General features: G+C 69.9%; 19 protein-coding genes and 1 tRNA gene. 5 read left to right on the plus strand and 15 right to left on the minus strand.

All coding sequences use genetic code 11. The annotated features are described in order from the left end of the window. Positions 1–132 precede the first annotated feature (132 nt). Together VGX25_RS08595 and VGX25_RS08600 are read right to left on the minus strand one after the other, a co-directional pair. Entirely contained in the window at positions 133–339 is a 207-nt protein-coding gene (locus VGX25_RS08595; protein WP_414635734.1) for a DUF397 domain-containing protein, read from the minus strand. Beyond that, positions 336–1,172: a helix-turn-helix transcriptional regulator gene (locus VGX25_RS08600; RefSeq protein WP_326917097.1), complete on the minus strand. Its 837-nt coding sequence runs from the start codon at positions 1,170–1,172 to the stop codon at positions 336–338. Before VGX25_RS08600 ends, VGX25_RS08595 begins: the two co-directional genes overlap by 4 nt. 94 nt (positions 1,173–1,266) lie before the next feature. Between VGX25_RS08600 and VGX25_RS08605 the strand changes: the two genes are divergently transcribed. After that, positions 1,267–2,334 (plus strand): oxidoreductase, encoded by a 1,068-nt coding sequence (locus VGX25_RS08605; RefSeq protein ID WP_326917098.1) that lies wholly within the window; start codon positions 1,267–1,269, stop codon positions 2,332–2,334. Here the strand turns inward: VGX25_RS08605 and VGX25_RS08610 are convergent. Next, the gene (locus tag VGX25_RS08610) at positions 2,331–3,239 is read right to left on the minus strand and encodes a haloalkane dehalogenase (protein WP_326917099.1); all 909 of its coding nucleotides are present in this window, start codon (positions 3,237–3,239) and stop codon (positions 2,331–2,333) included. The genes VGX25_RS08605 and VGX25_RS08610 overlap by 4 nt on opposite strands. 5 nt (positions 3,240–3,244) lie before the next feature. Then, entirely contained in the window at positions 3,245–3,427 is a 183-nt protein-coding gene (locus VGX25_RS08615; protein ID WP_326917100.1) for a YegP family protein, read from the minus strand. Between the two features lie 172 nt (positions 3,428–3,599). Between VGX25_RS08615 and VGX25_RS08620 the strand changes: the two genes are divergently transcribed. Together VGX25_RS08620 and xylB are read left to right on the plus strand one after the other, a co-directional pair. After that, entirely contained in the window at positions 3,600–4,682 is a 1,083-nt protein-coding gene (locus VGX25_RS08620; RefSeq protein ID WP_326917101.1) for an isoaspartyl peptidase/L-asparaginase, read from the plus strand. 727 nt (positions 4,683–5,409) lie between these two features. Continuing rightward, complete coding sequence (gene xylB / locus VGX25_RS08625) at positions 5,410–6,804, plus strand: xylulokinase (RefSeq protein ID WP_326917102.1); 1,395 nt, start codon at positions 5,410–5,412, stop codon at positions 6,802–6,804. Here the strand turns inward: xylB and VGX25_RS08630 are convergent. From VGX25_RS08630 to VGX25_RS08660, 7 genes are all read right to left on the minus strand, one after another. Continuing rightward, positions 6,801–8,438, minus strand: coding sequence for an acetolactate synthase (locus VGX25_RS08630; RefSeq protein ID WP_326917103.1), 1,638 nt, complete (start codon positions 8,436–8,438; stop codon positions 6,801–6,803). The genes xylB and VGX25_RS08630 overlap by 4 nt on opposite strands. Before the next feature lies 1 nt (position 8,439). Further along, on the minus strand, positions 8,440–10,494 hold the full coding sequence (locus VGX25_RS08635; RefSeq protein WP_326917104.1) for an acyl-CoA dehydrogenase family protein: 2,055 nt from the start codon (positions 10,492–10,494) through the stop codon (positions 8,440–8,442). A 101-nt stretch (positions 10,495–10,595) separates the two neighbouring features. Then, a complete protein-coding gene (locus VGX25_RS08640) occupies positions 10,596–10,820 on the minus strand; it encodes a hypothetical protein (protein WP_326917105.1) in 225 nt (74 codons plus the stop codon). A gap of 116 nt (positions 10,821–10,936) precedes the next feature. Next, a complete protein-coding gene (locus VGX25_RS08645) occupies positions 10,937–11,332 on the minus strand; it encodes a cupin domain-containing protein (RefSeq protein WP_326917106.1) in 396 nt (131 codons plus the stop codon). A 4-nt stretch (positions 11,333–11,336) separates the two neighbouring features. Then, positions 11,337–12,092: a hypothetical protein gene (locus VGX25_RS08650; protein WP_326917107.1), complete on the minus strand. Its 756-nt coding sequence runs from the start codon at positions 12,090–12,092 to the stop codon at positions 11,337–11,339. A gap of 440 nt (positions 12,093–12,532) precedes the next feature. Beyond that, on the minus strand, positions 12,533–14,044 hold the full coding sequence (locus VGX25_RS08655; RefSeq protein WP_326917108.1) for a hypothetical protein: 1,512 nt from the start codon (positions 14,042–14,044) through the stop codon (positions 12,533–12,535). Then, a complete protein-coding gene (locus VGX25_RS08660) occupies positions 14,041–15,978 on the minus strand; it encodes a hypothetical protein (protein WP_326917109.1) in 1,938 nt (645 codons plus the stop codon). The genes VGX25_RS08655 and VGX25_RS08660 overlap by 4 nt, the downstream gene beginning before the upstream one ends. A gap of 88 nt (positions 15,979–16,066) precedes the next feature. Here VGX25_RS08660 and argF point away from each other — a divergent pair, with 88 nt between their 5' ends. After that, positions 16,067–17,080, plus strand: a complete 1,014-nt coding sequence (argF, locus tag VGX25_RS08665) for an ornithine carbamoyltransferase (protein WP_326917119.1) — start codon at positions 16,067–16,069, stop codon at positions 17,078–17,080. A 258-nt stretch (positions 17,081–17,338) separates the two neighbouring features. On the opposite strand, the gene VGX25_RS08670 is transcribed toward argF, so the two are convergent. Continuing rightward, positions 17,339–17,412 (minus strand) — tRNA-Ile (locus tag VGX25_RS08670). 432 nt (positions 17,413–17,844) lie between these two features. On the opposite strand from VGX25_RS08670, the gene VGX25_RS08675 reads away from it, so the two are divergent. Next, complete coding sequence (locus VGX25_RS08675; protein ID WP_326917110.1) at positions 17,845–19,920, plus strand: tetratricopeptide repeat protein; 2,076 nt, start codon at positions 17,845–17,847, stop codon at positions 19,918–19,920. Between the two features lie 5 nt (positions 19,921–19,925). Here VGX25_RS08675 and VGX25_RS08680 read toward each other — a convergent pair whose 3' ends face one another. Genes VGX25_RS08680 through VGX25_RS08690 form a run of 3 tightly spaced genes read right to left on the minus strand, consistent with a single transcriptional unit; the run spans position 19,926 to position 22,433 of the window. Next, complete coding sequence (locus VGX25_RS08680; protein WP_326917111.1) at positions 19,926–20,870, minus strand: carbohydrate kinase family protein; 945 nt, start codon at positions 20,868–20,870, stop codon at positions 19,926–19,928. Next, positions 20,867–21,193: a hypothetical protein gene (locus VGX25_RS08685; protein WP_326917112.1), complete on the minus strand. Its 327-nt coding sequence runs from the start codon at positions 21,191–21,193 to the stop codon at positions 20,867–20,869. The genes VGX25_RS08680 and VGX25_RS08685 overlap by 4 nt, the downstream gene beginning before the upstream one ends. Next, positions 21,186–22,433, minus strand: coding sequence for a hypothetical protein (locus VGX25_RS08690; protein WP_326917113.1), 1,248 nt, complete (start codon positions 22,431–22,433; stop codon positions 21,186–21,188). Before VGX25_RS08690 ends, VGX25_RS08685 begins: the two co-directional genes overlap by 8 nt. Positions 22,434–22,478: the final 45 nt, after the last annotated feature.

Consider the following 22,478-nt stretch of genomic DNA (forward strand, 5'->3'; position numbering starts at 1 on the left):
GAGCTGGTCGGCGGCACACTGCACGCCGGCCCGACACCCGACGGCGGCTTCGAGGTCGACGCCACCCTGCCGGCGTACGTGCCCGCCCGGTGAGGACAGGCAGGCCAAAGTGATCCGGCGGGCTACGGAAAGCTAATGCCGGACCAAGGCGGTGAAGGCGGCGGCCGGGAAGGTGAGCGTGCCGGCGGCCGGGTTCTTGGAATCCCGCACGGCGACCACGGACCCGGCAAAGGCGATCTCGACACAGTTGGCGTTGCTGCCGCTGGCAGAGCTGCGGCTGCTCGTGCGCCAGCCCAGCGCCCGAAGGTCCACAGTGGACATCGTGATCGCCTCTTTCATGACTGAGCGGCCAGTCGCTCGATCAACATCACCGACTCGGTCGGGTTGAGCGCCTCGCCCCGTAGCGTGTCGAACACCAGTCTAGCCTCGCGCAGCTCCTCCTCGTTCTCGATGTGCAGCGCCCCGGTCACGTACTCGTGGTAGAGCAGCGGCGGCTCGTCGGGCTCGGCGAATTCGAGCAGAGTGAACGCGCCGTCGGTGGCGGTGGTCGGGCCTCCTTTCAGCGGCAGCACGTGCAGCCACACCGTGGGCAGCCGCGCCATCTCCATCAGGTGGTACAGCTGAGCGCGCAGGGTCTCCGGCTCGCCGAAATCGCGGCGCAGGGCTGCCTCGTCGACGATGGCCACCAGCTCGAGCGGATCGTCCTCGCTGGTGAGCCGCTCCTGACGGATCAGCCGCACTGCGACCTCGTTGTCCACCTGGTCCGGCCTCCAGCGCCGGCGAAATCCGGCGAACATCGTTCGGATATAGGCTTCGGTCTGGAGCAAACCGGGCAGGTTCATTCCCGAGTAGTCGCAGACCCGGCTGGCTTCGGTCTCCACATCGAGGTACCCGAAGTCCTGGATGCCGTACTTGGTGAACCAGCTCGGTTTGAGGGCGTCGCGGACGGCGTCGAGGAGGCCCTCCTCGTAGTGGTCGTAGAGGTCCATCATCGACCGGACGAGATGCACGGTGGCGCGGGTCGCGCCGCTCTCGATGCGGAACAGCGAGCTGCGGGTCAGGTCCAGCCTGGGCGCGGCCGTCTCCAGGGTCAGGCCGGCGGCTTCCCGCATGGTTCGCAACCGCTTGCCGAGCCGCCGGCGGCGGAACGGTGGCTTCTTGTGCGCATTCACGTCGTCTCCCCGATGGTCACTGCGAGTGCCGGCATGATCGCAGGTGGGAATTCCACCTGTGTGATTCTCGGGTGGGGCGGTAGGTTTCGCAGCCATGAAGCGCGCCCTCGCCATCGCCGCCCTCCTGCCGCTCACCCTCGGCCTGCTTCCCGCCGCCGCGAGCGCGACCCCGCCGTCGGTGGGCGGCGCCACCCTCACCTGGCAGCTGTCCCCGACCGGCGTCGCGGCCAGGTTCCGCGGCCTTTCGGCGGTCAGCCGCAACGTGGCCTGGGTCAGCGGCAGCCTCGGCACCGTGCTGCGGACCACCGACGGCGGCCGGTCCTGGCGCAACGTCTCCCCGCCGGACGTGGCCGGGCTGCAGTTCCGCGACATCGAGGCGTTCGACGCGCACAACGCGGTCATCCTCAGCATCGGCGAGGGCGAGGCGTCCCGGGTCTACCGCACGACCGACGGCGGCGCATCCTGGACGGAGACCTTCCGCAACACGGAGCCGACCGCGTTCTACGACTGCATGGCCTTCTTCGACCGCAGGCACGGGCTCGCGCTCAGCGACCCGGTCGGCGGCAAGTTCCGCGTTCTGTCCACATCGGACGGTGGCGGCTCCTGGACCGTGCTGCCCGACGGCGGGATGCCGCCGGCCCTGACCGGAGAGTTCGCGTTCGCCGCCAGCGGGCAGTGCCTCACGGTCGCCGGCGGCCGCGACGCCTGGATCGCCACCGGCGGCGGCGCGCAGGCCCGGGTGCTGCACTCCGCCGATCGGGGTCGCAGTTGGACGGTCAGCGTCACCCCGCTGGCCAGCAGCTCCAGCGCCGGCGTGTTCGCCACCGCGTTCCGCAACCGGCACGACGGCATCGCGGTCGGCGGCGACTTCGCCAACCCCGCCAACGGAGTCGACGCGCTGGCCTTCACCCGCGACGGCGGCCGAACCTGGGCGGAGCCGAGCACGGCGCCGCAGGGCTACCGCTCCGGCGTCACCTTCCACCCCTGGTTCCCCGGCGTCGCCTTCGCCGTCGGCCCGACCGGCAGCGACGTCACCCTCGACGGCGGCCGCGGCTGGCGGCAGTTCGACGCCGGCAGCTTCGACACCGTGGACTGCACGCGCGACGGATCCTGCTGGGCGTCCGGGGAGCAGGGCCGGGTGGCGACGCTGCGGCTCGGCTAGGTCTCCCGCACGAACGCCACGATGTGCTCGGCGAGCGTTTCGCCCGCGTCCTCCTGGAGGAAGTGCCCGGCGCCGGTGATGACCGGGTGCGCGCGGCCCCGGGCGCCGGCGGCGTGGCGTTGCAGGATCGGGCCCATCGGGCCGGTGATCGGGTCGCCGTCGCTGAACGCGACCAGCATCGGGATGGGCAGCGTGCCGAGCGCGGCCCAGGCGGCCCGGTTGGCCGGTCCGGCCGGATCGTCCACAGTGGTCGGGACCAGGCCCGGCATGGCCCGCGGCCCCGCGGTGTACTCGTCGGACGGGAACGGCGCGTCGTAGCCGGCAAGCACCTCCGGCGGCAGCGGGGTGCGGCAGCCGGCCTGGACGAACCGGCCGACGTCCAGCCGCGGCGCCTGCTGGACGGCCTCACGGAAGCGGTGCCACACCTCGGGCATCCGGTGCTCGCCGGTCGGCAGCCCGGTGTTGGCCGCGACCAGCCGGGCGAACCGGTCCGGGTGCTCGGCGGCGAGGCGCAGCCCGATCAGCCCGCCCCAGTCCTGCCCGACCATGGTCACCCGGCGTAGCTCCAGCACGTCGAACGCGAGCGCGCGCACCCACTCCACGTGCCGCGCGTAGGTGTGGTCGGCACGCGCGGCCGGCTTGTCCGACCGCCCGAACCCGACCAGATCCGGGCACACGACCCGCAGCCCGGCGTCGGCGAGCACCGGCATCATTTTTCGGTACAGAAACGACCAGCTCGGCTCGCCGTGCAGGCACAGCACCACCTCGCCGCCGGACGGGCCGGCCTCCACCCAGGCCATCCGCAGCCGCCCGCCCTCGCCGTCGGAGACCTCCGCGTACCGCGGCGGATAGTCGAACGCCGGCAGACCGTCGAACCGGTCCGCCGGCGTACGCAGCACCTTCACCGGCGTCAGGACGTCTGGTCCACGACGGCCGCCTCCGCCGCGTTCTTCTTGACCGATTCGATCCCGTTGAGCGCCCCGGCCTTGGACTCGTACGCCTCGCCGACCGCGATGATCTCGCCGTTGGCTGCCTTCAGGCGGAACCGGAACTTGCCAGCGGCGTCGTTGTACACCTCGAACTTGCCGGACATGCGCGCACTCCTTCGGGTTGAAGACCAACCGAGTGGGGACCGCGTCATCCTGCCATTCGCCCGCGCCGCCGACCACCGTCCCGTTCACCCGACTCCCGGCCGTTGACCCGGCTCCGCGCACCGCACCAGAGTTGGGGTCGACCGTTTTCACACCCTCGAGGAGGTCGGTCACATGTTTTCCCGCCCACAACGCGGAATCCTGATCCCCCTGGCGGCCATCACGCTCGGCCTGGCGGGCGCGCTGTCCGGATCGACGGCCGGCGCGGTCGCCCCGACCGGTGACCCGGCCGCCGCGGCGCCGGAGACCGCCGACGGCGCCACGGTGGTGCGCAACGTGGTCATGGCCGTGCACGGCGGCGCCGGGTCGCTGCCGCGCGGCAGCATCACCCCGGAGCAGGAGCAGGCGTTCCGATCCGGGCTCGAGCGGGCCCTGCGCGCCGGAGTCGCCGCGATCAACGAGGGCCGGCCGAGCCTGGACGCGGTCGAGGCGGCGGTCCGGGTGCTTGAGGACGACCCGAACTTCAACGCCGGCAAGGGCGCCGTGTTCAACACCGACGGCGAGCAGGAGCTCGACGCGTCGATCATGAACGGCCGCGACCAGCGCTCCGGCGCGGTCGCCGGCGTGCACAACACCAAGAACCCGATCTCGTTGGCGCGCATGGTGATGGAGCGCTCCCGGCACGTGCTCATGGCCGGCCGCGGCGCGGACATCTTCGCCCTGCAGAACGGCGTTCCGTACACCACGCAGGACTACTTCTTCACCCAGCGCCGGTGGGACGCGCTCATCGCGGCCAAGAACCCGCCGCCGAGCGCCGCGGACCTCGTCGGCGAGACCGTCGGCGCCGTCGCGATCGACCGCAACCGGGACATCGCCGCGGCCACGTCCACCGGTGGCCTGACGAACAAGCTGGTGGGTCGCGTCGGCGACTCCCCGATCATCGGCGCCGGCACCTACGCCAACAACCGGACGCTCGCGATCTCCTGCACCGGCACCGGCGAGGTGTTCATCCGCGGCGTCGCCGCCTACGACATCTCGGCGCAGATGGAGTACGGCGGCCGGTCCGTGCAGCGCGCGGCGGCCAACGTGATCACCGAGAAGATCCCGGCCCTCGGCGCCACTGGCGGCGCGATCGCGCTGGACCCGAACGGCCGGCTGGCCACCCCGCACAGCACCGACGGCCTGATCAACGCCTACATCACCCGGGACGGCACCATCGTCACCCGCATCTACAACGACGAGACCCCACCCCGCTGACCGGTACGATCCCCGGCTCCCTGGCCACGGCTCCGGGCATCGGCTCGCGGCCATCGTTTTCTGCACTCGACTCGGGCGACCCGACCGGGCAGCGCGGCGATCACGCCGGGCCGGGTGCCCCGCGTGGTGGTGCCGGGGCGCGCCACTCACTGCGCGAACGCGTAATTCGGCTACCTGAGCGCGGGACACGCCCGGGATCGCGGTTCTGGCCGGTGTGTCTCGCCTTCGGGGAGGCGTGTTCTGCCTTGGTGCAGCCGTGTGACGCGTTGCGATAGCCCGGCTTCGCCGCCTGCCCGGGAGAGTCGGGGCACGGCACCGGGTGGCAGGCATGATCGCAGAGCTGCTGGTCGGGTCGCCCGCATCGGGTGCAGGAACGACGACCGCGCTGCGCGCTGCGCGCGCGGCGCGGTTGTCGTTTCCACAAGGTGATCTTGGCGACTTGCCGGAGTCCTGCCGTGGAGCGGTGGAGGCTGGCGAGGGGTTGGACGCGAAGATCCACCGTGCGCGAAGATCAACTTGAGGGAGATCCCCTGAGGGGCTGGCGAAGTTCGGTGCCGGTCGGATGCCCCGCGCCGCAGAGCTCGGGGTGGCCCCGTGGGCGCGTCACTCGTCTGCGCGAAGGCGTAATTCGGCTACCTGAGCGCGGGACACGCCCGGGATCTTGGCGACTTTGCCGGACCCCCGGCTCCCTGGCGGGGGAATGCGCTTGCCTGGAATCATTCCGGGCATGACGCTTGTGCTCGGAATCGATTCGTCCACCCAGTCCACCAAGGCCCTGGTCACCGACGCGGAGACCGGCGCGGTCCTCGCCGAGGGCCGCGCCGGCCACCCGGACGGCACGGAGGTCCATCCCGAGGCGTGGTGGCGGGCGTGCCAGGACGCGATCGGCGAGGTTACGGCCGGGCTGGGCGAGCCGGTGGCCGCGGTGGCCGTCGGCGGCCAGCAGCACGGGATGGTCGTGCTGGACGCCGCCGGCGAGGTGGTCCGGCCGGCGCTGCTGTGGAACGACACCCGCTCGGCCGAGCAGGCGAGCCGGCTGGTGGCCGGCAGCGGGGCGGGGTGGTGGGCGCGGCACACCGGGTCGGTGCCGGTGGCCAGCTTCACGGTCACCAAGCTGGCCTGGCTGGCCGAGCACGAGCCGGACAACGCCGACCGGGTGGCCACGGTCGTGCTGCCGCACGACTGGCTGACCTGGCGGCTCGCCGGGCGGCCGGAGCGGCTCACGACCGACCGCGGGGACGCCTCGGGCACCGGGTACTTCTCGCCGGAGACCGGAAAATGGCTGCCGGACGTCCTGCAGAGCGCGTTCGGCGGGCGGCAGCCGGCACTGCCCGACGTGCTCGGTCCGGCTGAGGAGGCCGGCCGCACGGCCGACGGCGCGGTGCTCGGGCCGGGCACCGGCGACAACATGGCCGCCGCGCTCGCCCTCGGGCTGCGGCCCGGCGACGTGGTCGTCTCGCTGGGCACGTCGGGCACGGTGTTCGCCACCGCCGAGGCGCCGGCCGCGGACGAATCCGGTCTGGTGGCGGGGTTCTGCGACGCGACCGGCCGGTTCCTGCCGCTGGTCTGCACGCTCAACGCCGCCCGGGTGCTCGGCGCCACCGCCGAGCTGCTCGGCACCGACCTGGCCGGGCTGGATTCCCTTGCCCTGCAGGCGAAGCCGGGCGCCGGCGGGCTGATCATGGTGCCCTACCTGGAAGGCGAGCGCACACCGAACCTGCCGGACGCCACCGGCACGCTGGTCGGCCTGCGCGGGGCCAACATGACGCCGGCAAACCTGGCAAGGGCCGCGGTCGAGGGCATGCTGTGCAGCCTGGCCGACGGCATCGCGCCGCTGCGAGCCACCGGTGTGGAGGTGCGCCGGGTGCTGCTGATCGGCGGGGCCAGCCGCTCGCGCGCGGTGCAGGAGGTGGCCGCGGCCCTGTTCGGCGTGCCGGTTGAACTGCCCGACCCGGCCGAGTACGTCGCGCTCGGCGCCGCCCGCCAAGCCGCCTGGGTGCTCTCCGGCGGCACCGAACCCCCGGACTGGCACCGTCCATCCCGGACACTCGATCCGGCCGCCGACGGCGCCGAGGTGCTCGCCGCCTACCAGGCCGCCCGCCAGCAGGTGTACGGGATCTAGATTCCCGTGGTGGAGCGGGGATAGGCCACGGCGGGGTCGGTGATCACGTTCACCAGGTAGGGCACGCCGGCGTCGAACGCGCGCTTGATCGCCGGACCGAGCTCGGCCGGCGACGTCACCATCTCCCCTGCGCCGCCCAGCGCGCGGACCACCTCGTCGTAGCGGGTGCGCGGGGCCAGGTCGGCGGCCACGTCGTAGCCGTAGAGGAACCGCATCGGGTGCTTCTCCAGCGCCCAGATCCCGTTGTTGCCGACGATCATCACGACCGGAAGGTCGTGCCGGACCAGGGTGTCGGCGTCCATCAGGGAGAACCCGGCCGCGCCGTCCCCGAGCAGCAGCACGACCGGCGCCGACGGGCGGGCGATCCGCGCGGCGATGGCGTAGCCCAGCCCGGTGCCGAGGCAGCCGTACGGGCCGGGGTCCAGCCAGCAGCCGGGATTCCGCGGCTCGACGAACTTCCCGGCGTAGGACACGAAGTCGCCGCCGTCGCCGATCACCACCGTGTCGTCGGACAGCTGCCGGCCCAGCTCGCGGTAGACGCGCGCCGGGTGGATCGGATCGGCGTCGCTGTCCAGCACCCCGGCGTCGGCGGCGATCGCGGCGTCGGCGGTCGCGCGCAGCTCCGCGCCCCAGTCGGTGTAGGACGCCCGGCCCGCCCGCCGCTGCCAGGCGGCCACCAGGCCGTCCAGCGCCAGGCTCAGGTCGCCGTACGCCGAGCCGGCCAGCTTCACGTGCGACGCGAGCCCGCCCGGGGAGTCGGCCAGCTGGCAGACCGCGGCGCCGCCGGCGAACTCCCCGTAGCCGAGCCGGAAATCCAGCGGCGCGCCGACGACGATCACCAGGTCGGCCGCGCCGAACGCCCGCGAGCGGGCCCTGGTGACCAGCAGCGGGTGCCCGGCGGGCAGCACGCCGCGGCCCATCCCGTTGGTGATCGTGGGCAGGCCGAGGGTCTCCGCCGCCCGCCGCGCCGCGGCCTCCGCCCGGTCGGCCCACACGTCGGATCCCAGTACCAGCACGGGTTTCGTGGCCTTGGCAAGCGCGGCCGCCACCCGCTCCAGCGCGTCGGGGTCCGGTTCGACCGGCGCCGGCGCGGACACCGCGGGCACCTCGGCATCGGCGTGGCTGAACAGCACGTCGATCGGGAAGTCGAGGAACACCGGGCCGCGGTGGGGCGCGGCCGCCAGGCTCAGTGCGTCGTGGATCGCGGCCGGGATCTCCGCGGTGCTGCCGACCGTGCCCGCGTGCTTCGTCACCGGCGCGAGCAGCGGCGGGTGGTCCAGCTCCTGCAGCGCCCCGGCGCCCCAGCGGGCCTGCGCCGCCCGCCCGCCGAGCACCACCAGCGGGGAGCCGTTGAGGTGCGCGGTGGTCACGGCGCTGACGCCGTTGGTGATGCCGGGCCCGGCGGTCAGCACGGCCAGGCCCGGCGTGCGGGTCAGCTTGCCGGTCGCCTCCGCGGCGAACACGGCGCTCTGCTCGTGCCGCACGTCCACGATCCGCATCGGCGGGTCGCCGTTGACCGCGCCGTCGTACATCGGGAAGACATGCCCGCCGGACAGGGTGAACATGGTGCCGATGCCGTGCGCCCTCGCCACCGCGGTGGCCAGCTGCCCGCCGTGGCCCGTTAGCCGCGTCACCTTACTTCTCGGTGTTCTTCCTGGTGCTCCTCGTGCTCCCGGTCGACCTGGTCCGGCTGGTCGTGGTGCGCTTGCGGGTGGTGCGCGCGGCCGCGGCGGTCTTCTTCGCGGGGCCCGGCTTTTCCCGAGTGGACGGTAGGTAGCGGCGGGCCACGTTCTCCTCCTTGGACGGTCCCGGCAGCCAGGTGGCGATCCACGGGCCGGTGCCCTCGCTGGGATCGATCACGCCCGCCTCCAGCCAGGTGTACCGACCGTCCAAAGTGCTCTTTGCGAGCTTGTAGTCTACGTCGTCGGTGTTGGAGAACAGCCCGTCGAGCAGCTTCTCGATCCGCAGCCGGGCCTGCTGGCAGAACACGTCGGCGAGCTCGTAGGCCGCCGCGCCCTGCTCGGCGTCGTCGGCGCGCAGCATCTCGGCCCGCACGCAGGCGGCGGACATCGCGAACAGCTCGGCGCCGGTGTCGACGATGCGGCCGAGGAATCCCTGCCGCTTCTCCAGCCCGGCCTGCCACCTGGCCATGCCGTAGAACGTCGAGCGGGCCAGCTTCCTCGCCGTTCGCTCGACGTACCGCAAATGTGTCCCAAGTGGACCGAACTCGCGGAACGACGTCGGCAGCTGGCCCTTTCCGGTGACCAGCTGCGGCAACCACTTGGCGTAGAAGCCGCTCGCCTTGGCCGCCGCCCTGGCCTTGCTCTTCCGGTCGGCCTCCGGATTGGCCAGGTCGCCTGCGGCCTGCAGGTGCGCGTCGACGGCCTCCCTGGCCACCAGCAGGCGCATGATCTCGCTGGAGCCCTCGAAGATCCGGTTGATCCGCAGGTCCCGGACGAGCTGCTCGGCCGGGACCGCCCGCTCGCCCCGCGCGGCCAGCGACTCGGCGGTCTCGTAGCCGCGCCCGCCGCGGATCTGCACCAGCTCGTCACCGATCAGGCAGGCCATCTCGCTCGCCCACAGCTTCGCCAGCGCCGCCTCGATCCGGATGTCGTTGCGCTCCTCGTCGCTCATCTGGGCGGACAGGTCGAGCATCGCCTCCAGCGCGTACGTCGTCGCCGCCATGAACGCCAGCTTGCTGGCCACCGCCCCGTGCTTGCCGACCGGCTGGCCCCACTGCACCCGGGCGTTCGACCACTCCCGGGCGATCTTGAGCGCCCACTTCCCGGCCGCGGTGCACACCGCGGGGATCGACAGCCGCCCGGCGTTGAGCGTGGTCAGCGCGATCTTGAGGCCCTCGCCCTCGCGCCCGACCAGGTTCTCCTTGGGCACCCGCACCTTGTGGAACCGGGTGACGCCGTTCTCGATGCCGCGCAACCCCATGAACGAGTTGCGCCGCTCGATGGTGATGCCCGGCGAGTCGACCTCCACGATGAACGCGGAGATCCCGCCGCGGTGGCCATCGGACTTCGGCACTCTGGCCATCACCACGACCAGCTCGGCGACGACGCCGTTGGTGGTCCACAGCTTCACGCCGTCCAGCTCGTAGGCCTCGCCGTCCTCGGTCGGCACCGCGGTGGACGCCATCCGGGCCGGGTCGGAGCCGACGTCGGGCTCGGTGAGCAGGAACGCGGTCACCGCACCCTTGGCGCAGCGCGGCAGGAACTTCTGCTTCTGCTCCGGGGTGCCGGCCAGCTTGAGCGGCTCCGGCACGCCGATCGACTGGTGCGCGGACAGCAGCACGCCGATGCTCGGGTGCACGCCGCCGACCAGCATCAGCGCCCGGTTGTATGCGGCCTGGCTGAGCCCGAGGCCGCCGTACTCCTCGGGAATCTTGATGCCGAAGCAGCCCAGCTCGGCAAGGCCCTTGACGTAGTCGTCGGGGATCCGGTCCTCGCGCTCGATCACCGAGCCGTCGAGCGTCTCGCAGTACTCCCGGAGCTTGGCCAGGAACCGCTCGCCCTTCTCGGCCAGCGCCGGGTCCGGCTTCGGGTGCGGGTGGATCAGATCGAGCCGGAAGCGGCCGAGGAACAGCTCCTTGCAGAACGACGGCTTGGCCCACTCGGTCTCGCGGGACGCCTCGGCAAGGGCCCTGGCCTCCTTCTCGGTCACGTGCGCTTCGCTGCCCACGGCGGCCGCCTCCTCACCAGTGTGTTACCCATCGGTAGCCCACTGGTGAACCTACTCCGGATCGGAACGTTCCGTCGAGGTCGACTCTCTGTCCAGCACGCTCACCAGCGCTGGTCCGGGCTGACCGGCTTGCCGTCGCCCGGATCCCAGCCCCAGCCGACCTCGTACGCGTGCTCCTCGTCCCGCGGGATCGGCTTGCCGTCGCCCGGATCCCAGGCCCACCCGGCCTCGTACGCCTGCTCCTCGGTGTGCGGCTCGACCCGTCCGGTGTTCGGGTTCCACGCCCATCCGGCGGCGTACGCCTCTTCCTCCGTCGTCGGCACCATGATCAAACCTCACTGGTCTCCTGGGGATCGCCGCCCGGGCGGGCGGCTACCCGGGACTATCCGTCCACTTCAGCCCCGCGAGAAGCGTCCGTTGGGGCAGCCTTCCGGGCGGCGGATCAGGTGAGGGCGTGGCCGGTGGTGCTGTCCACATGGGCCGGGACGTCACCCTCGTGCCGGTCTCCGGTCGTCGACGTCCCGGACGGTTCGAACATGAGGATGGCCCCGCCGGGCGAGGACGGCTTGTGCTCGGTCCCCCTCGGCACCACGAACGTGTCCCCCTTGGTCAGGGTCACACTCGTCTCGCGCCCGTCGGCGTCCCGCATGGCGATGTCGAACCGGCCGTCGAGGACGAGGAAGAACTCGTCGGTGTCCTCGTGGACGTGCCAGACGTGCTCTCCCTTGGTGTGGGCGATCCGGACGTCGTAGTCGTTCATGCGGGCCACGATCCGAGGGCTGTAGACGTCGTCGAACGACGCCAGCGCCTCGGTCAGGTTGACGGGTCGTGCCTCCATGCCCTCAATTATCGCCACCCAGCACGCCGCTCAGGGCCTCCGCCGCGGTCTTGCCGTCGCCCGGGTCGATCGCGGCGTAGATCAGTAGCTGGACGGAATCGGCGAACAACGCCACGCAGTCCTCGCCGTGCAGGTACGCCTCGTCACCGGTGCCCGCGATGTGCTCGGCGAAACCGCTGATCTGCGCGGAGACCATCGCGCTCAGCCTCATCGACGTGAGGCCCGGCCGCAGCTTCGCGCCGAGCTGGCGGATGCCCTCGTCATACACCGGCATCCACCGCTCGGCGTAGGCCTCGAGCAGCTCACGGTAGGCCTTGTTGGCCACCGCCTTCCACTTCGCGTCCATCGCCAGCGAAAGCTGGAACAGCCAGCCTTTCGCCATGCGGACCCGCAGCCGCAGGTCGTGCTTGGCGATGCGGGTCACGAGATCGGCAAGCGCCAGCTCGCCACCGCGCACCCTGGGCAACGCCGCCAGCGCCCGGCGCGGCCCGTAGTCCAGGATCGCCCGCCACCGTGGAGCCGTACACGCATATCTGACGAGGCACACCAGGAAGTTCGCCATCTCCGGCCACCGCTCCCTGAACCCGCCCTCCCCCACCCGCAGGCCGCGCTTCCTCAACTCCTCGCCGGCGATCCGCCGGGCCCGCCGCACCAGGATCGTCCGCGGGATCCGCGCCCAGGCCAGCTCGTCCTTCCACGCCCGGCTCCGCCCGGCGAGCTGATCATCAATTTCCCTCAGCCCCGCCTCGAGGAAGAGCATCGTGCAAACATAGACATTTCGCCGCCGATTCTTCGGATCGGCCAAACCCGGCCGTCTAATATGCTCGCCGAAGACACTTGGCCAGTCGACTTCGTCGTTGAAGTTCATGCGGGGCCCCTCATACGGCCAATGTATGCCGGCATCACACCACACCCCGCCCGCACCCCGCAACACCCGGGACCATCCCGCCCAGGAGGTCCCGAACGGGACGAGAACCACCCCGCTACCAGCTGATATACCTGAGCCAGCACAAAAGGAGGCCACCCATGAAACGACACAAGCTCTTGGAACTCCTACTGACCACCGCAATTCAACTATTACTCACCGGCTGCATAATAAGCGCAAACATCACCGTCGTGTTCTCAACCAATCCCGATACAGGTCCACTGCCGGCCGCCCCGTGTGCCGGACCGGCCGACCATCGGTTGGCCACGTCGGCATCACTGTGGCGGTGTGACCGAAGGGGCGGACAGCTGAACGAACGCGCGGGTTCCGTCTGGTCCTACCTCGAGGATCGGAACGACCTTGTCCAAGGCGGTGCCATGCTGGTCGAAGGACATCCATCCGCTGGCGCCGGGGATCGCACCGGTGCCGTGCAGCCGGTTCTTGACCTGCAGCACGTCGCGGGGTGAGACCACGCCACCCGAAGGGCCCGACGCCAGCCGGATGGCGCGCACCGCGGTCAGCACGGCGTCGTGCGCCATGATCGCGCTGGCGTCCTCGAGGGTGTTGTCCGGGAACAGAGCACGCAGGCAGGTCGAGCACTTCGCGGCGTCGTCGGTGAAGACCTGCACCGAGCCCGCCGAGAATGCCGTCGGCGCGCTGGTCCAGGCCGCCGGATGGGCAAGCGCGGTGTAGCGGACGGTGATCCCCGATTCCAAGGCCCGGCGAATGCTGTCCTGCTCGAACGGAACGATGGACACGTCGTCGCCGCTCAGAATCGTGATGTGCTGGTCCTGGCAGTTGCGGCTGCCGAGCTGGATGACCAGTTCGGCCAGATCGACGCCCCGGCCGGCGAAGAACACGATGTCCGGCCTGCTGAGGCAGATGTTGGGGATCATCTGCAGAAAGGTGTTGGACACGCCGGGCAGGCTCGAGTCGTACAGCTCCGTCTGGCCCGCGAACCGGTGGCTGTCGTCGGTGAATCCCTGGGTGTACGACGACGCGAGGGTCGTCGGATAGAGATCGGAGTTGTTCGTGTCCCGGATGAGCAGCGCCGTGCGCGCGGTCTGTTTGGCATAGGCTGCCGCGGCCGCGGCCTGCGCGGAGTTGGGGGATGCCACCCGCAGCAGACCGGGAATCTCGCTGAGATCGTCGGCGGTGATGGTCGAGCCGATGATCGGGATCTGCCCGTCGGAGAGGCGGCGCATCGCCTTGCGGGCGGTTTCCAGGCTCAGCCCGATCCCGGCGACCGCGACCAGGCGGTCCGCGGACGACGTCCGGCGCTCGAGCTCCGCCACGACCGGCTCCCACTGGGTCATCCTGCTTCCCGGGTTGGCCAGCAGGAGCTGGATCAGTGGACGGTTACCGCCGGAGGCGGTGTCGTGGTTCGCCCGGTGCTGCGCGAGAAACGCGCCTTCGAGCTGATGCTGGACCCAGGTCAGCGGCTGCGTGTCCGACGCGGCGCGGGTCATCGGCAGGAAATACGCGATGCTCACGCTGGGGTTGCCGGTCGCCGCCACCGCGAGGTTCTCCTCGTGGATGCGGCGCTCGACATCGGCAAGCTCGGGCGAAAAGACGAAGCTCCCATCGGTCACCCCGACGCACTCCTGGCTGTCGCCGGGTTTCTCGACGCCGGGGGCGCACGTGTGCTGCGCCGTCTGAATGCTCGTCGTCACGACGATGATCCCCACCACCAGCCCGATGACCGCGAGCACCGCCAGTCCGATCAGCAGCGGTTTCTTCAGCCGCGGAGCCGGCACGCTGACCTTGGACGCTCCCTGATTGCTCATTGTCGGTACATCTCCGCCCGGTCGAACAGCAGAATTGATCCGTGGCCGCGCCGCCGCGCGAGGTGCTCGTACGCGCTGGCGATGACCGGCCTGAGGGTGTTTCTGGGATCCCCCAGCGGGTCGTTGGAAATCCACGAGGCCGCGACCAGCCTCGGCATTGCCATCTCGAAGGAGCCGATCGGTTCCAGGTCCCTGATCAACTCTTCGACCTGGACACGTGGGTCCTCTTGATTAGGCAGACGGTTCGGGGCGGCCGTGATGGCGTCGAACTCTTTCAGCCATTGCTTGGCCGTCTCGAGGTCGAACGGGGATGTCAGGGAATCGAACGGCGCGCGCAGGTGGGCGACCACGGCGGCGATGTCGCCGAGTGCCAGGTCGTGATATCGGGCGTCGGTGCTGTGGCCCTGTTTCTCGCGGAGATCGCGACACCGGGTATGCACCTGCGTCCATCCGATGGGGCTGGTGTCGTCCCGCGCGGCGAGCTTCAGCAGCAGGAGCCTGCGCAGCCACGGGTTGAGCACGTACTGCGATCCTTTTTCGTCGGATTCGTACACCAGCCACAAGTTGTTGCTCAGGGCATGGTGGAGGGCGCTTTCCCCATCCGGCATATCCGATTGCAGGATCTCCGAGTCGGACAGAAACTCGATACCGCGTCCAGCGCTGGCGGTGATCAGGTCGCGACGTTGGGTCGGGCTGTCGAGGTCCTGCAGGAGATAGTCCAAGGCTTCGTCGGCGATGGCTCCGTTGGCGGCGAACAGCTCGCGTAGGTCGGGCATCTCCGCCGGATTGGCGAGGGTCACGATCTCGTCGAACATCCGCCGCACCGCCCACGGGTGGCCATCGGTGAGCCGATGCACGAAAGTGGGCACATGCGGCAGGACGACCTTGTGCTCCGCGGCCACGTCAATGGTGTCGTGCTCGCTGAGATGGCCGAGCTCCACCAGGTACCAGAAATCCGGCGATGATTCGTTCGGCACCGAGTCGCGCCAATCATCGTCGACGTCGCTGGGCCGGCGCGGCGCCGGTCGCGCGTCGTTACCAGCCGGCGCCGCGCCCGGCCGGCGCCACTTGGCGTTCCACGAAGGATGCCAGCATCGGCTGGTGCCGATGACGACCATCGGGTCGGGGTCGCCTTCGGCCTTGCGTCTGAGCTGAGTCAAAATGTCCAGAAAGAGGCGGCCGCTGAGCGTGTGAATGTTGTCGAGCAGCACGACGCAGTTGGCGGTGCGGCGGGAGCGGTTGAGACCTCCCACGAACGCGCGGCGCAGGTCGGTCAGGAACGCCTCGCAAAACGTCACGTCGACCGCCTTCTGACTGTCTTCCTTACCCTGCTCCTTCTTCTTCAGATCGATCAGGACGTCACGAGGATCGGCCTGGCCCTGCGACAGCCTCCTGACGGAGCTGAGCCACCGCCTGCGCTCCACCCAGCCCAGCCCTCGCAACAGCAGGTCGGTCGCCGACGGCGCCCACCCAGGCAGGCCGAACTTCCCGACGAGCTGCACCAGCTCGCCGATGTCCTCCCCGTACTTGTCCATCGGTTGTTTGCGACTCAGCAGGCTTCGCAGGTCGCCGAGCGCCTCTTGCCTATTCTGCAGGTTCAGGGCGTTGCCGACGACGAGCAGGCACAGGGTCAGGGCGGGAAACGCCAGCCGGCCGAACTGCCGGCAGTCCCGGCTCAGGTCGAATGCCAAACTCGTGACGATCTCCCGGGGGCGCGCCTCCGACATTTCCTCCAGGTCAAGGCGAGCAAAGGGCACCCGGTCACTGCATCGATCTTCGATCGTCTGCAGCAAAGCGGTCTTGCCGGTGCCCCGTGGGCCGAGCGCGACGACGATGGGGAGCTTTCGGCTTGACCCGTTCGGCCGCTTGACACATTCGTCAACGACCCGATTCGTGATGCTCCGCAGTCCCAACAGAGGCTCATCACTTCGCACGGTGCCTCCCTATCGCCCCCTGAACGTAAGGCACACCCGTGGAAGGGTGTGGTTTGGCTTGGTGGCCCATCCTGCTACAGTATGAAGCATCTCACATCCACCAGATCTCCGCGGGCGAAGTCTGCTGAAGGACAACGACCTGACACCCGCGGAGCTGCACTATCTGCTCGCGCTGGCGGCGCGGCTCAAGGCGAGAAAGCAGGCCGGCCGGGAGCGGCGGCGGTTGATCGGCAAGACGATCGCGCTGATCTTCGAAAAGCCATCCACCCGGACCCGATGCGCCTTCGAGGTCGCCGCCTACGACCAGGGCGCGCACGTCACCTACCTGGACTCGGCCAATTCGCACATCGGCGAGCGGGAGTCGATCAAGGACACCGCCCGGGTTCTTGGTCGGCTCTACGACGGCATTCTCTATCGAGGTCACCGGCAGGCGGCGCTCGAAATTCTCGACAAGCACGCGAAGGCGCCGGTCTGGAACGGCCTGACGGAGCTCTGGCATCCGACCCAGGCGCTGTGCGACCTGTTGACCATAAGGGAGAACTCGAGGAAACCGTGGCCGGAGATCTCCGTCGCCTACCTGGGCGACGGGCGGAGCAATGTGGCAAACTCGCTACGCGTCGCCGGCGTCACCATTGGTATGAATATCCGAATCGTGTCGCCGAGCTCGCTACGTGCCGACGAGCCGATAATCGAGCTGGCCGAGAAGATCTGCCGCGACACCGGCGCCGTCGTCACCGACACCGATGACCCCGAGCTGGGCGTGCGGGACGCCGACTTCGTCTACACCGACGTCTGGGTCCGCATAGGCGAAGCCGCCGACCAGTGGCGCCGCCGGGTAAACCTGCTCCGCGACTACCGAGTCGACCGAACCCTACTGGCCAGCACCAGAAACCCCGACGTAAAATTTCTCCACTGCCTCCCCGCTCTACATAATGCCGAAACCAGGGTAGGCGCCGAGGTGTGCGCCGAAACCGGCCTGAACTCAGCCGAGGTGTCCGACGAGGTCTTCGAGTCCCCCACATCCCTCGTCTTCGACCAGGCCGAAAACCGAATGCACACAATCAAAGCCCTCCTGATAGCAACGCTCACACGTATCCCGTAGGCGGAACAAGCTCCCACAAAGATCACAAGACGACACACCCCCCGTCCCACCCCCCAGGATGACGAGGTCAAACTTTGCCAACCTGGTGGACAACGCATCAGCACAACAACCGCGCCACAGCCGCCCGCTGGTCTCCCGCCAACGCGCCCAACGCGGATCGGAAAGGAGCTAGCACCGTGGGGGTCTGGGGGCTCGGCCCCCAGAAGATACGCCACGCGACCCGGTCCGCGCTTTCCGCGGACAGGGATCCCCTGAGCGTGGGGCGGGTGGGACTCGAACCCACGGCCAAGGGATTATGAGTCCCCTGCTCTAACCGGCTGAGCTACCGCCCCGATGAAACAACCCAGGCGATGTGACCTGGGAGTGGAGTCCACTCTAGGCCATGTGGACCCGGTCCGAACCGATGGGCTTACGGGCGACTCCCTGGACGAGATGGGGTCCGCCACACCGCGGCCACCGGCACGCTGTGCGGCCGGGGTCCGCTGCCACTCGGCGCGGCCGCTCCCGCGGGACCGCGGGAGCGCCGCGTTCGGCGTGCTCGGGGCTGTTGGCGAGCTCCGGCCCCTGAGGAGAGTCGTTCACCACGGTCAGTAACTGCACTCTGTTAGTTTTAGGTTACTTTCTGTACAATGGCACGGTCACGCACATTGTCGAGGGGCCGGAATGTGAGTGGTTCAGATGCCGGGGATAGACGCCCGGCGATGCCTGCCGCTGCCCAACCAAGATCGGGGCGGGTTCACGATGAATCGGCTGAGGTACGGAACGTGGCTGCGGGCTCGGTCAGCGGCAGCGTCCTTCAGGCGGGCGTGGTGCACGGTGACGTGCACTTTCATGCCGGAGGCACACCTCAGGTAGTCCCGCGACAGCTGCTCCCGGCCGACGAGCATTTCATTGGCCGGCAACGCGAGCTTGCGCTACTGGACAGCACGATCCGAGAGCAGTCCGGGTCGTCGCCGACCGTCGTGCTGCTGAAGGGCCAAGGCGGCGTAGGGAAGACCGCCTTGGCGGTGCATTGGTTGGCGCGGTTGACCGACAGGTTTCCGGACGGCCAGATATTTGCCGAACTTGTCGACACTGCTGGCGATCCCGTGGCGCCGGAGGATCTGCTTGGCCAGTTCCTCCGGGCGTTGGGCGTGGATCCGCAGTACGTCCCGACCGGGTTGGCGGAGCGTGCGGCGTTGTTCCGGTCGGTCACCGTGCCGCGATCGCTGGCACTGCTGCTGGACAACGCATTCTCGGCCGCACAGGTGCGCGCGGTGCTACCGGCCTCTGGCAGCAGCCTGGTGGTCGTGACCAGTCGCCGTCCGTTGCTGGGGTTGGTGGCGCGCGGTGCGCACGTGGTCCAGGTCGATCCGCTCGACGCGGACAGCGCACTGGAACTGCTTGAGCGGCGGGTGGGTATGGCTCGGGTGCGAGCCGAGCGTAACCACGCGGCCGTGCTGGCGAAGTTGTGTGGCGGGCTGCCGATCGCGTTGTGCGTGGCTGCCGCGCTGACCGTGTCCCGGCGGAGTCGCTCGTTGGCGTGGACGGCGGAGGAACTGCGGGAGGAGCACCGCCGGTTAGAGGTGTTGTCGGTGGACGAGGACATGTCGGTGCGGGCGACGTTCGACCTGTCGTACGCGGAGCTGCCCGAACTTGCTGCTCGGACGTATCGCTCGCTGGGATGGTGTCCAGCGGCACGGTGGAGTGTGCACCTGATCGCGGCCGCGACGGCCACCGACCTCGCCGAGGCACAACGGGCGACCGACCAGCTGGCGGATGCCAGCCTGCTCGAAGAGCTCGGCGACGGGTACTACCAGTTCCACGATCTGATCCGGGTCCATGCGCGCGAGCGCGCGTTGATCGAAGACCCTCGGCCCACGAGATCCGCGGCCGTCCGGCGAACGGTGCAGTGGTACCTCCTGGTCGCCCAGTCGGCGGCCAGAGCGGTGATGCCGTCCCGGCGGGTGCTGACCTACGATCTCGACGGCACCGGGGCGCGGCCTGTCGTGCCGTCCGGAGTCGACCGGTACGACACGGCGCTGCGCTGGTTGGAGTTGGAGCGTCGGAATCTCATCGCCTGCGTGCGAACGGCTTCCGAGGAGAGCTGGTACGACCTGGCGTATCACCTCGCCGACAGCATGCAGCCGCTGTTCATCGTGCACAAGCACCTGCGGGACGCGGTCGAGGTCGACGAGATCGCGCTGCACGCGGCGCAGGCGATGGGCGACCTGGACGCGCAGAACAACATGAGCAAGCGGCTGGCTCGGGCCAGCGCGCGCCTTGGTGCGTTCGACGAGGCCAGGCGGCATGTGGACAGCATGCTCGAGCAGAACCGCCGGCGCGGCAACCGCCGCGGTGAGGCGAGCGCGCTGAAGAGTCGCGGCATCGTCTACGTGCAAACCGGTCAGCTCCAGCTCGCCGTGGCGGCGTTTCGTGAGGCGCTGGCACTCATGTCAGAGGTCGGTCAGGCGCGCTCGCAGGGCCTACTGCTGATCAATCTCGGGGAGACGCTGCTGACCCTCGGTCAGGTCAGTGAGGCCGTTGCGCACCTCGACACCGCCCGCCGCTTACTGTCCACGTTGGACACTCCCGATCACTACAACGCCGCGCGCGCCGCGATCGTTCTGGGACACGCGCACGTCCAGGGCGGTCGGTACGACACCGCACGCGAGTTGCTGCACCTCGCTCTGGCGACGGTGACCGAGTTGCAGTCCGCCTTCGAGCAGGCCCGTGCACACCACGCGTTGGCCGAGCTCGCCCGGCGAACCGGTGACGAAGTGGCCGCCGGACAACACGAGCAGGCCGCCGTCGAGCTTTCCGGCCGGCCCGAGCTGACCGGCCTCGACCCGGAAGGCTAGGCCGGTCAGCGCAGCCGGTGGATCGCCGGCAGTCCGTGCCTACCGCGGATCTCGGCGAGATCCGCCGCGGTCAGACCGGGTTCCTCCGCGGGCTCGCCGCCGACCTTCCACCCCGCCGCCAGCACCGCGTGGCGGGCGGCGCCGAGCGGATGGCAGCCGGTGAGGTAGTGATGGACGAACGAGGCCAGCAGCGTGTCGCCGGCGCCGCTGGTGTAGCGGACACCGCGAGGCGTGATCGCGTCGATGCGCCAGATCCGGTGTCCCGTACGGACACCGAGGACCGCGCCGCCGGGGCCGCACCCCACAAGGGCGACCTCGACGCCGAACCGTCGCCATAGCTCGACGATCCACGACTCCGGGGTGCCCGTCAGCCGCTCGTGCGAGCAGGCCAGGATGTGGGCGCTGCGCATCCGGTCCTGGTACGGGCTGCTGTCGATGTCGGTGACGAGTTGCAGGTCCGTGGCGATGGGGATGCCGCGCTCGGCGACGACCGGGATCAGTGAGCGGGTGAACCCGACGGAGGTCAGCAACGCGAGATCGCAGTGCTCGAGGGTGTCCAGGATCGAGGTGAGAACCTCGGGGGGATAACGGGATTCCGCCGTGAACCCGTGGTCCCGGGTGCTGGACCGGTGCCCGTCGTGGTCGTACAGCACCACAACACTTGGCTGAGTGGGGCAGACCAGCGTCGCCGGCCCGTACAGCCCGTACTTGCGAAGGCCGTGGCTCGCCAGCTGGCCCGCCATGTCCGCACCCACGTAGGTGGCCAGCGAAACCGTCGTTCCCAGCCGTTGCAGGGTGCGGGCGGCGGTCCACGCCGTGCTGGCCAGCCGAAGGCCGATCCCGCCGTTGTCCCGACGGCTGGCCATGAACGGCACCGGGAACGACGGCACCCGGAGGGCAACCCGCACGCTCACCACGCCGGCGACCACCACCCTCGGCGTCCCGCTCACGGCGCCGCCCCGGCCGCTATCCATTGGTCATACCGGACGCGTGCCGCCAGCTCGACGATCGCTTGGTCCACTATAGACGATCCGGTCGCCCGGACCAGCAGCGCGCCCGCGTCGCGCGTCTCGATGAGGCACCACCGGCCGTGCTGATCCCTTGCCGCCGCCACAACACATCCCGGGTAGCCGGTCCAGGTCGACGTGATCCACCGCCGCGCGGCCCGCCGCGACGGTTGGTCGCTCAGCAGGATGTCGGCGCACTGCATCCGGTGCCTGCGGTCGGTCGAGGTGGCCACGTGCGCGTCGGCGCCGGGAAAGGAATCAGACATGCCAGGCACCTTTCGCGTCGGCCGGCACGGGAATCGGATCGGCGCCACGGTGCCGGCCGGGAACGGACAGGCCCAGCAACCGGTACATCTCCCTGCGCAGCACGCGGTGGGCCTGTCCGGGTCGCGAGGTCAGCCGCATCGCATCCGGTTGGCGCCCCACGTGCTCGGCCACCTTCGCCGCCCGATGGAGCTGGACCTCCACCGGCCGGGACCGGGCCAGGACGGGCGCGCGCTCGCCGAGCCAAGCCTGGGGCGAGCTCGCGTCGATCTCTCCGGTGGGCACGCCGACGTGCAGCACCGGCACGCCGATCGCCGACGCGTACACCGTCGTGGAGCCATGATCACCGATGACGTAGTCGGCGGCCAGCACGGCGACCCGCCAGTCCACCAGCGGCTCGATGAGCATCAACCCCGCCGCGCGCGACTCGGCCAGCCAGGCACGTACCTGGCGCGGTCCGTGACCGAACCACACCGCCGGATGGATCAACGCGGCGACCTGGTACCGCGCCGGATCCAGCTGCTGCAGCACGCTGGACAGCAGCGCCAGGTTCCGCGCGAACAGCGACTGCGGGCCCCAGGTCGAAGCGACCACCACCAGCCGGCGTTCCGGTGTGACACCCAGCGCCGCTCGGTACTCCGAGCGCCTGCCCACGCTGGCCAACATCCGGTCATAGCACGGATCACCGGCGACCACGGCCAGCTCCGCCGCCGGCGGGCACTGGCGGGCGAGCACCTCACGCTGGGCCTTGTGCGACAACACGATCGACGCGGGCACCACGCGGTCGTCCCGGACGAGTCGCTGGGCGTCCAACCCGTAGATCGGCCGGTCGACCCGCGCGCCCCCACGGTGGTAACCGGTCACGCCCCGGTACCCGCGGGCCCGTTTCGCGTGCCCGGCACCATGCGGCAGAACCATGATCGGCGCGTGCAGCTCGTCGAGCCCGGTGTACCCGGCGGCGATCGCCAGATCGAACCGCTCGCGGACCGCCTGATGCCAGGCGATCTCCACGACGTCCAGGGAATTCAACAGCTGTGTCACACCGTTGCCGAAAGCCGACGGTGCACGCGTATAAACCATTTGCACGCGCAGATCGGTCTCGACCATGTCCACGATGTCCAGCAACCGCTGACCGGCGACGACGGTGTGCACCACCACCAGCACCGTTCGGCGGGCGGCACGCGTGACCCACCGCTGCGCATCGATACCGACCGGTACGGACAACCAAGCGAGCTCGCTCACCAATGCTCCCCTCACCTTCCCGACAAAGGCACGCGGGGCACGATG

Origin of the sequence: Actinophytocola sp. (assembly GCF_035942955.1) — a bacterium.
In the GTDB taxonomy this organism is placed as follows: Bacteria; Actinomycetota; Actinomycetes; order Mycobacteriales; family Pseudonocardiaceae; genus DASYTH01.

Bases quoted from the DNA above. Each gene is read 5' to 3' on its own strand.
- VGX25_RS08655 (WP_326917108.1), bottom strand. From the start codon at position 14,044: ATGAGCAATCAGGGAGCGTCCAAGGTCAGCGTGCCGGCTCCGCGGCTG.
- xylB (WP_326917102.1), top strand. From the start codon at position 5,410: ATGACGCTTGTGCTCGGAATCGATTCGTCCACCCAGTCCACCAAGGCC.
- VGX25_RS08685 (WP_326917112.1), bottom strand. From the start codon at position 21,193: ATGTCTGATTCCTTTCCCGGCGCCGACGCGCACGTGGCCACCTCGACC.
- VGX25_RS08620 (WP_326917101.1), top strand. From the start codon at position 3,600: ATGTTTTCCCGCCCACAACGCGGAATCCTGATCCCCCTGGCGGCCATC.
- VGX25_RS08605 (WP_326917098.1), top strand. From the start codon at position 1,267: ATGAAGCGCGCCCTCGCCATCGCCGCCCTCCTGCCGCTCACCCTCGGC.
- VGX25_RS08645 (WP_326917106.1), bottom strand. From the start codon at position 11,332: ATGGAGGCACGACCCGTCAACCTGACCGAGGCGCTGGCGTCGTTCGAC.
- VGX25_RS08595 (WP_414635734.1), bottom strand. From the start codon at position 339: ATGAAAGAGGCGATCACGATGTCCACTGTGGACCTTCGGGCGCTGGGC.
- VGX25_RS08650 (WP_326917107.1), bottom strand. From the start codon at position 12,092: ATGCTCTTCCTCGAGGCGGGGCTGAGGGAAATTGATGATCAGCTCGCC.
- VGX25_RS08615 (WP_326917100.1), bottom strand. From the start codon at position 3,427: ATGTCCGGCAAGTTCGAGGTGTACAACGACGCCGCTGGCAAGTTCCGG.
- VGX25_RS08640 (WP_326917105.1), bottom strand. From the start codon at position 10,820: ATGGTGCCGACGACGGAGGAAGAGGCGTACGCCGCCGGATGGGCGTGG.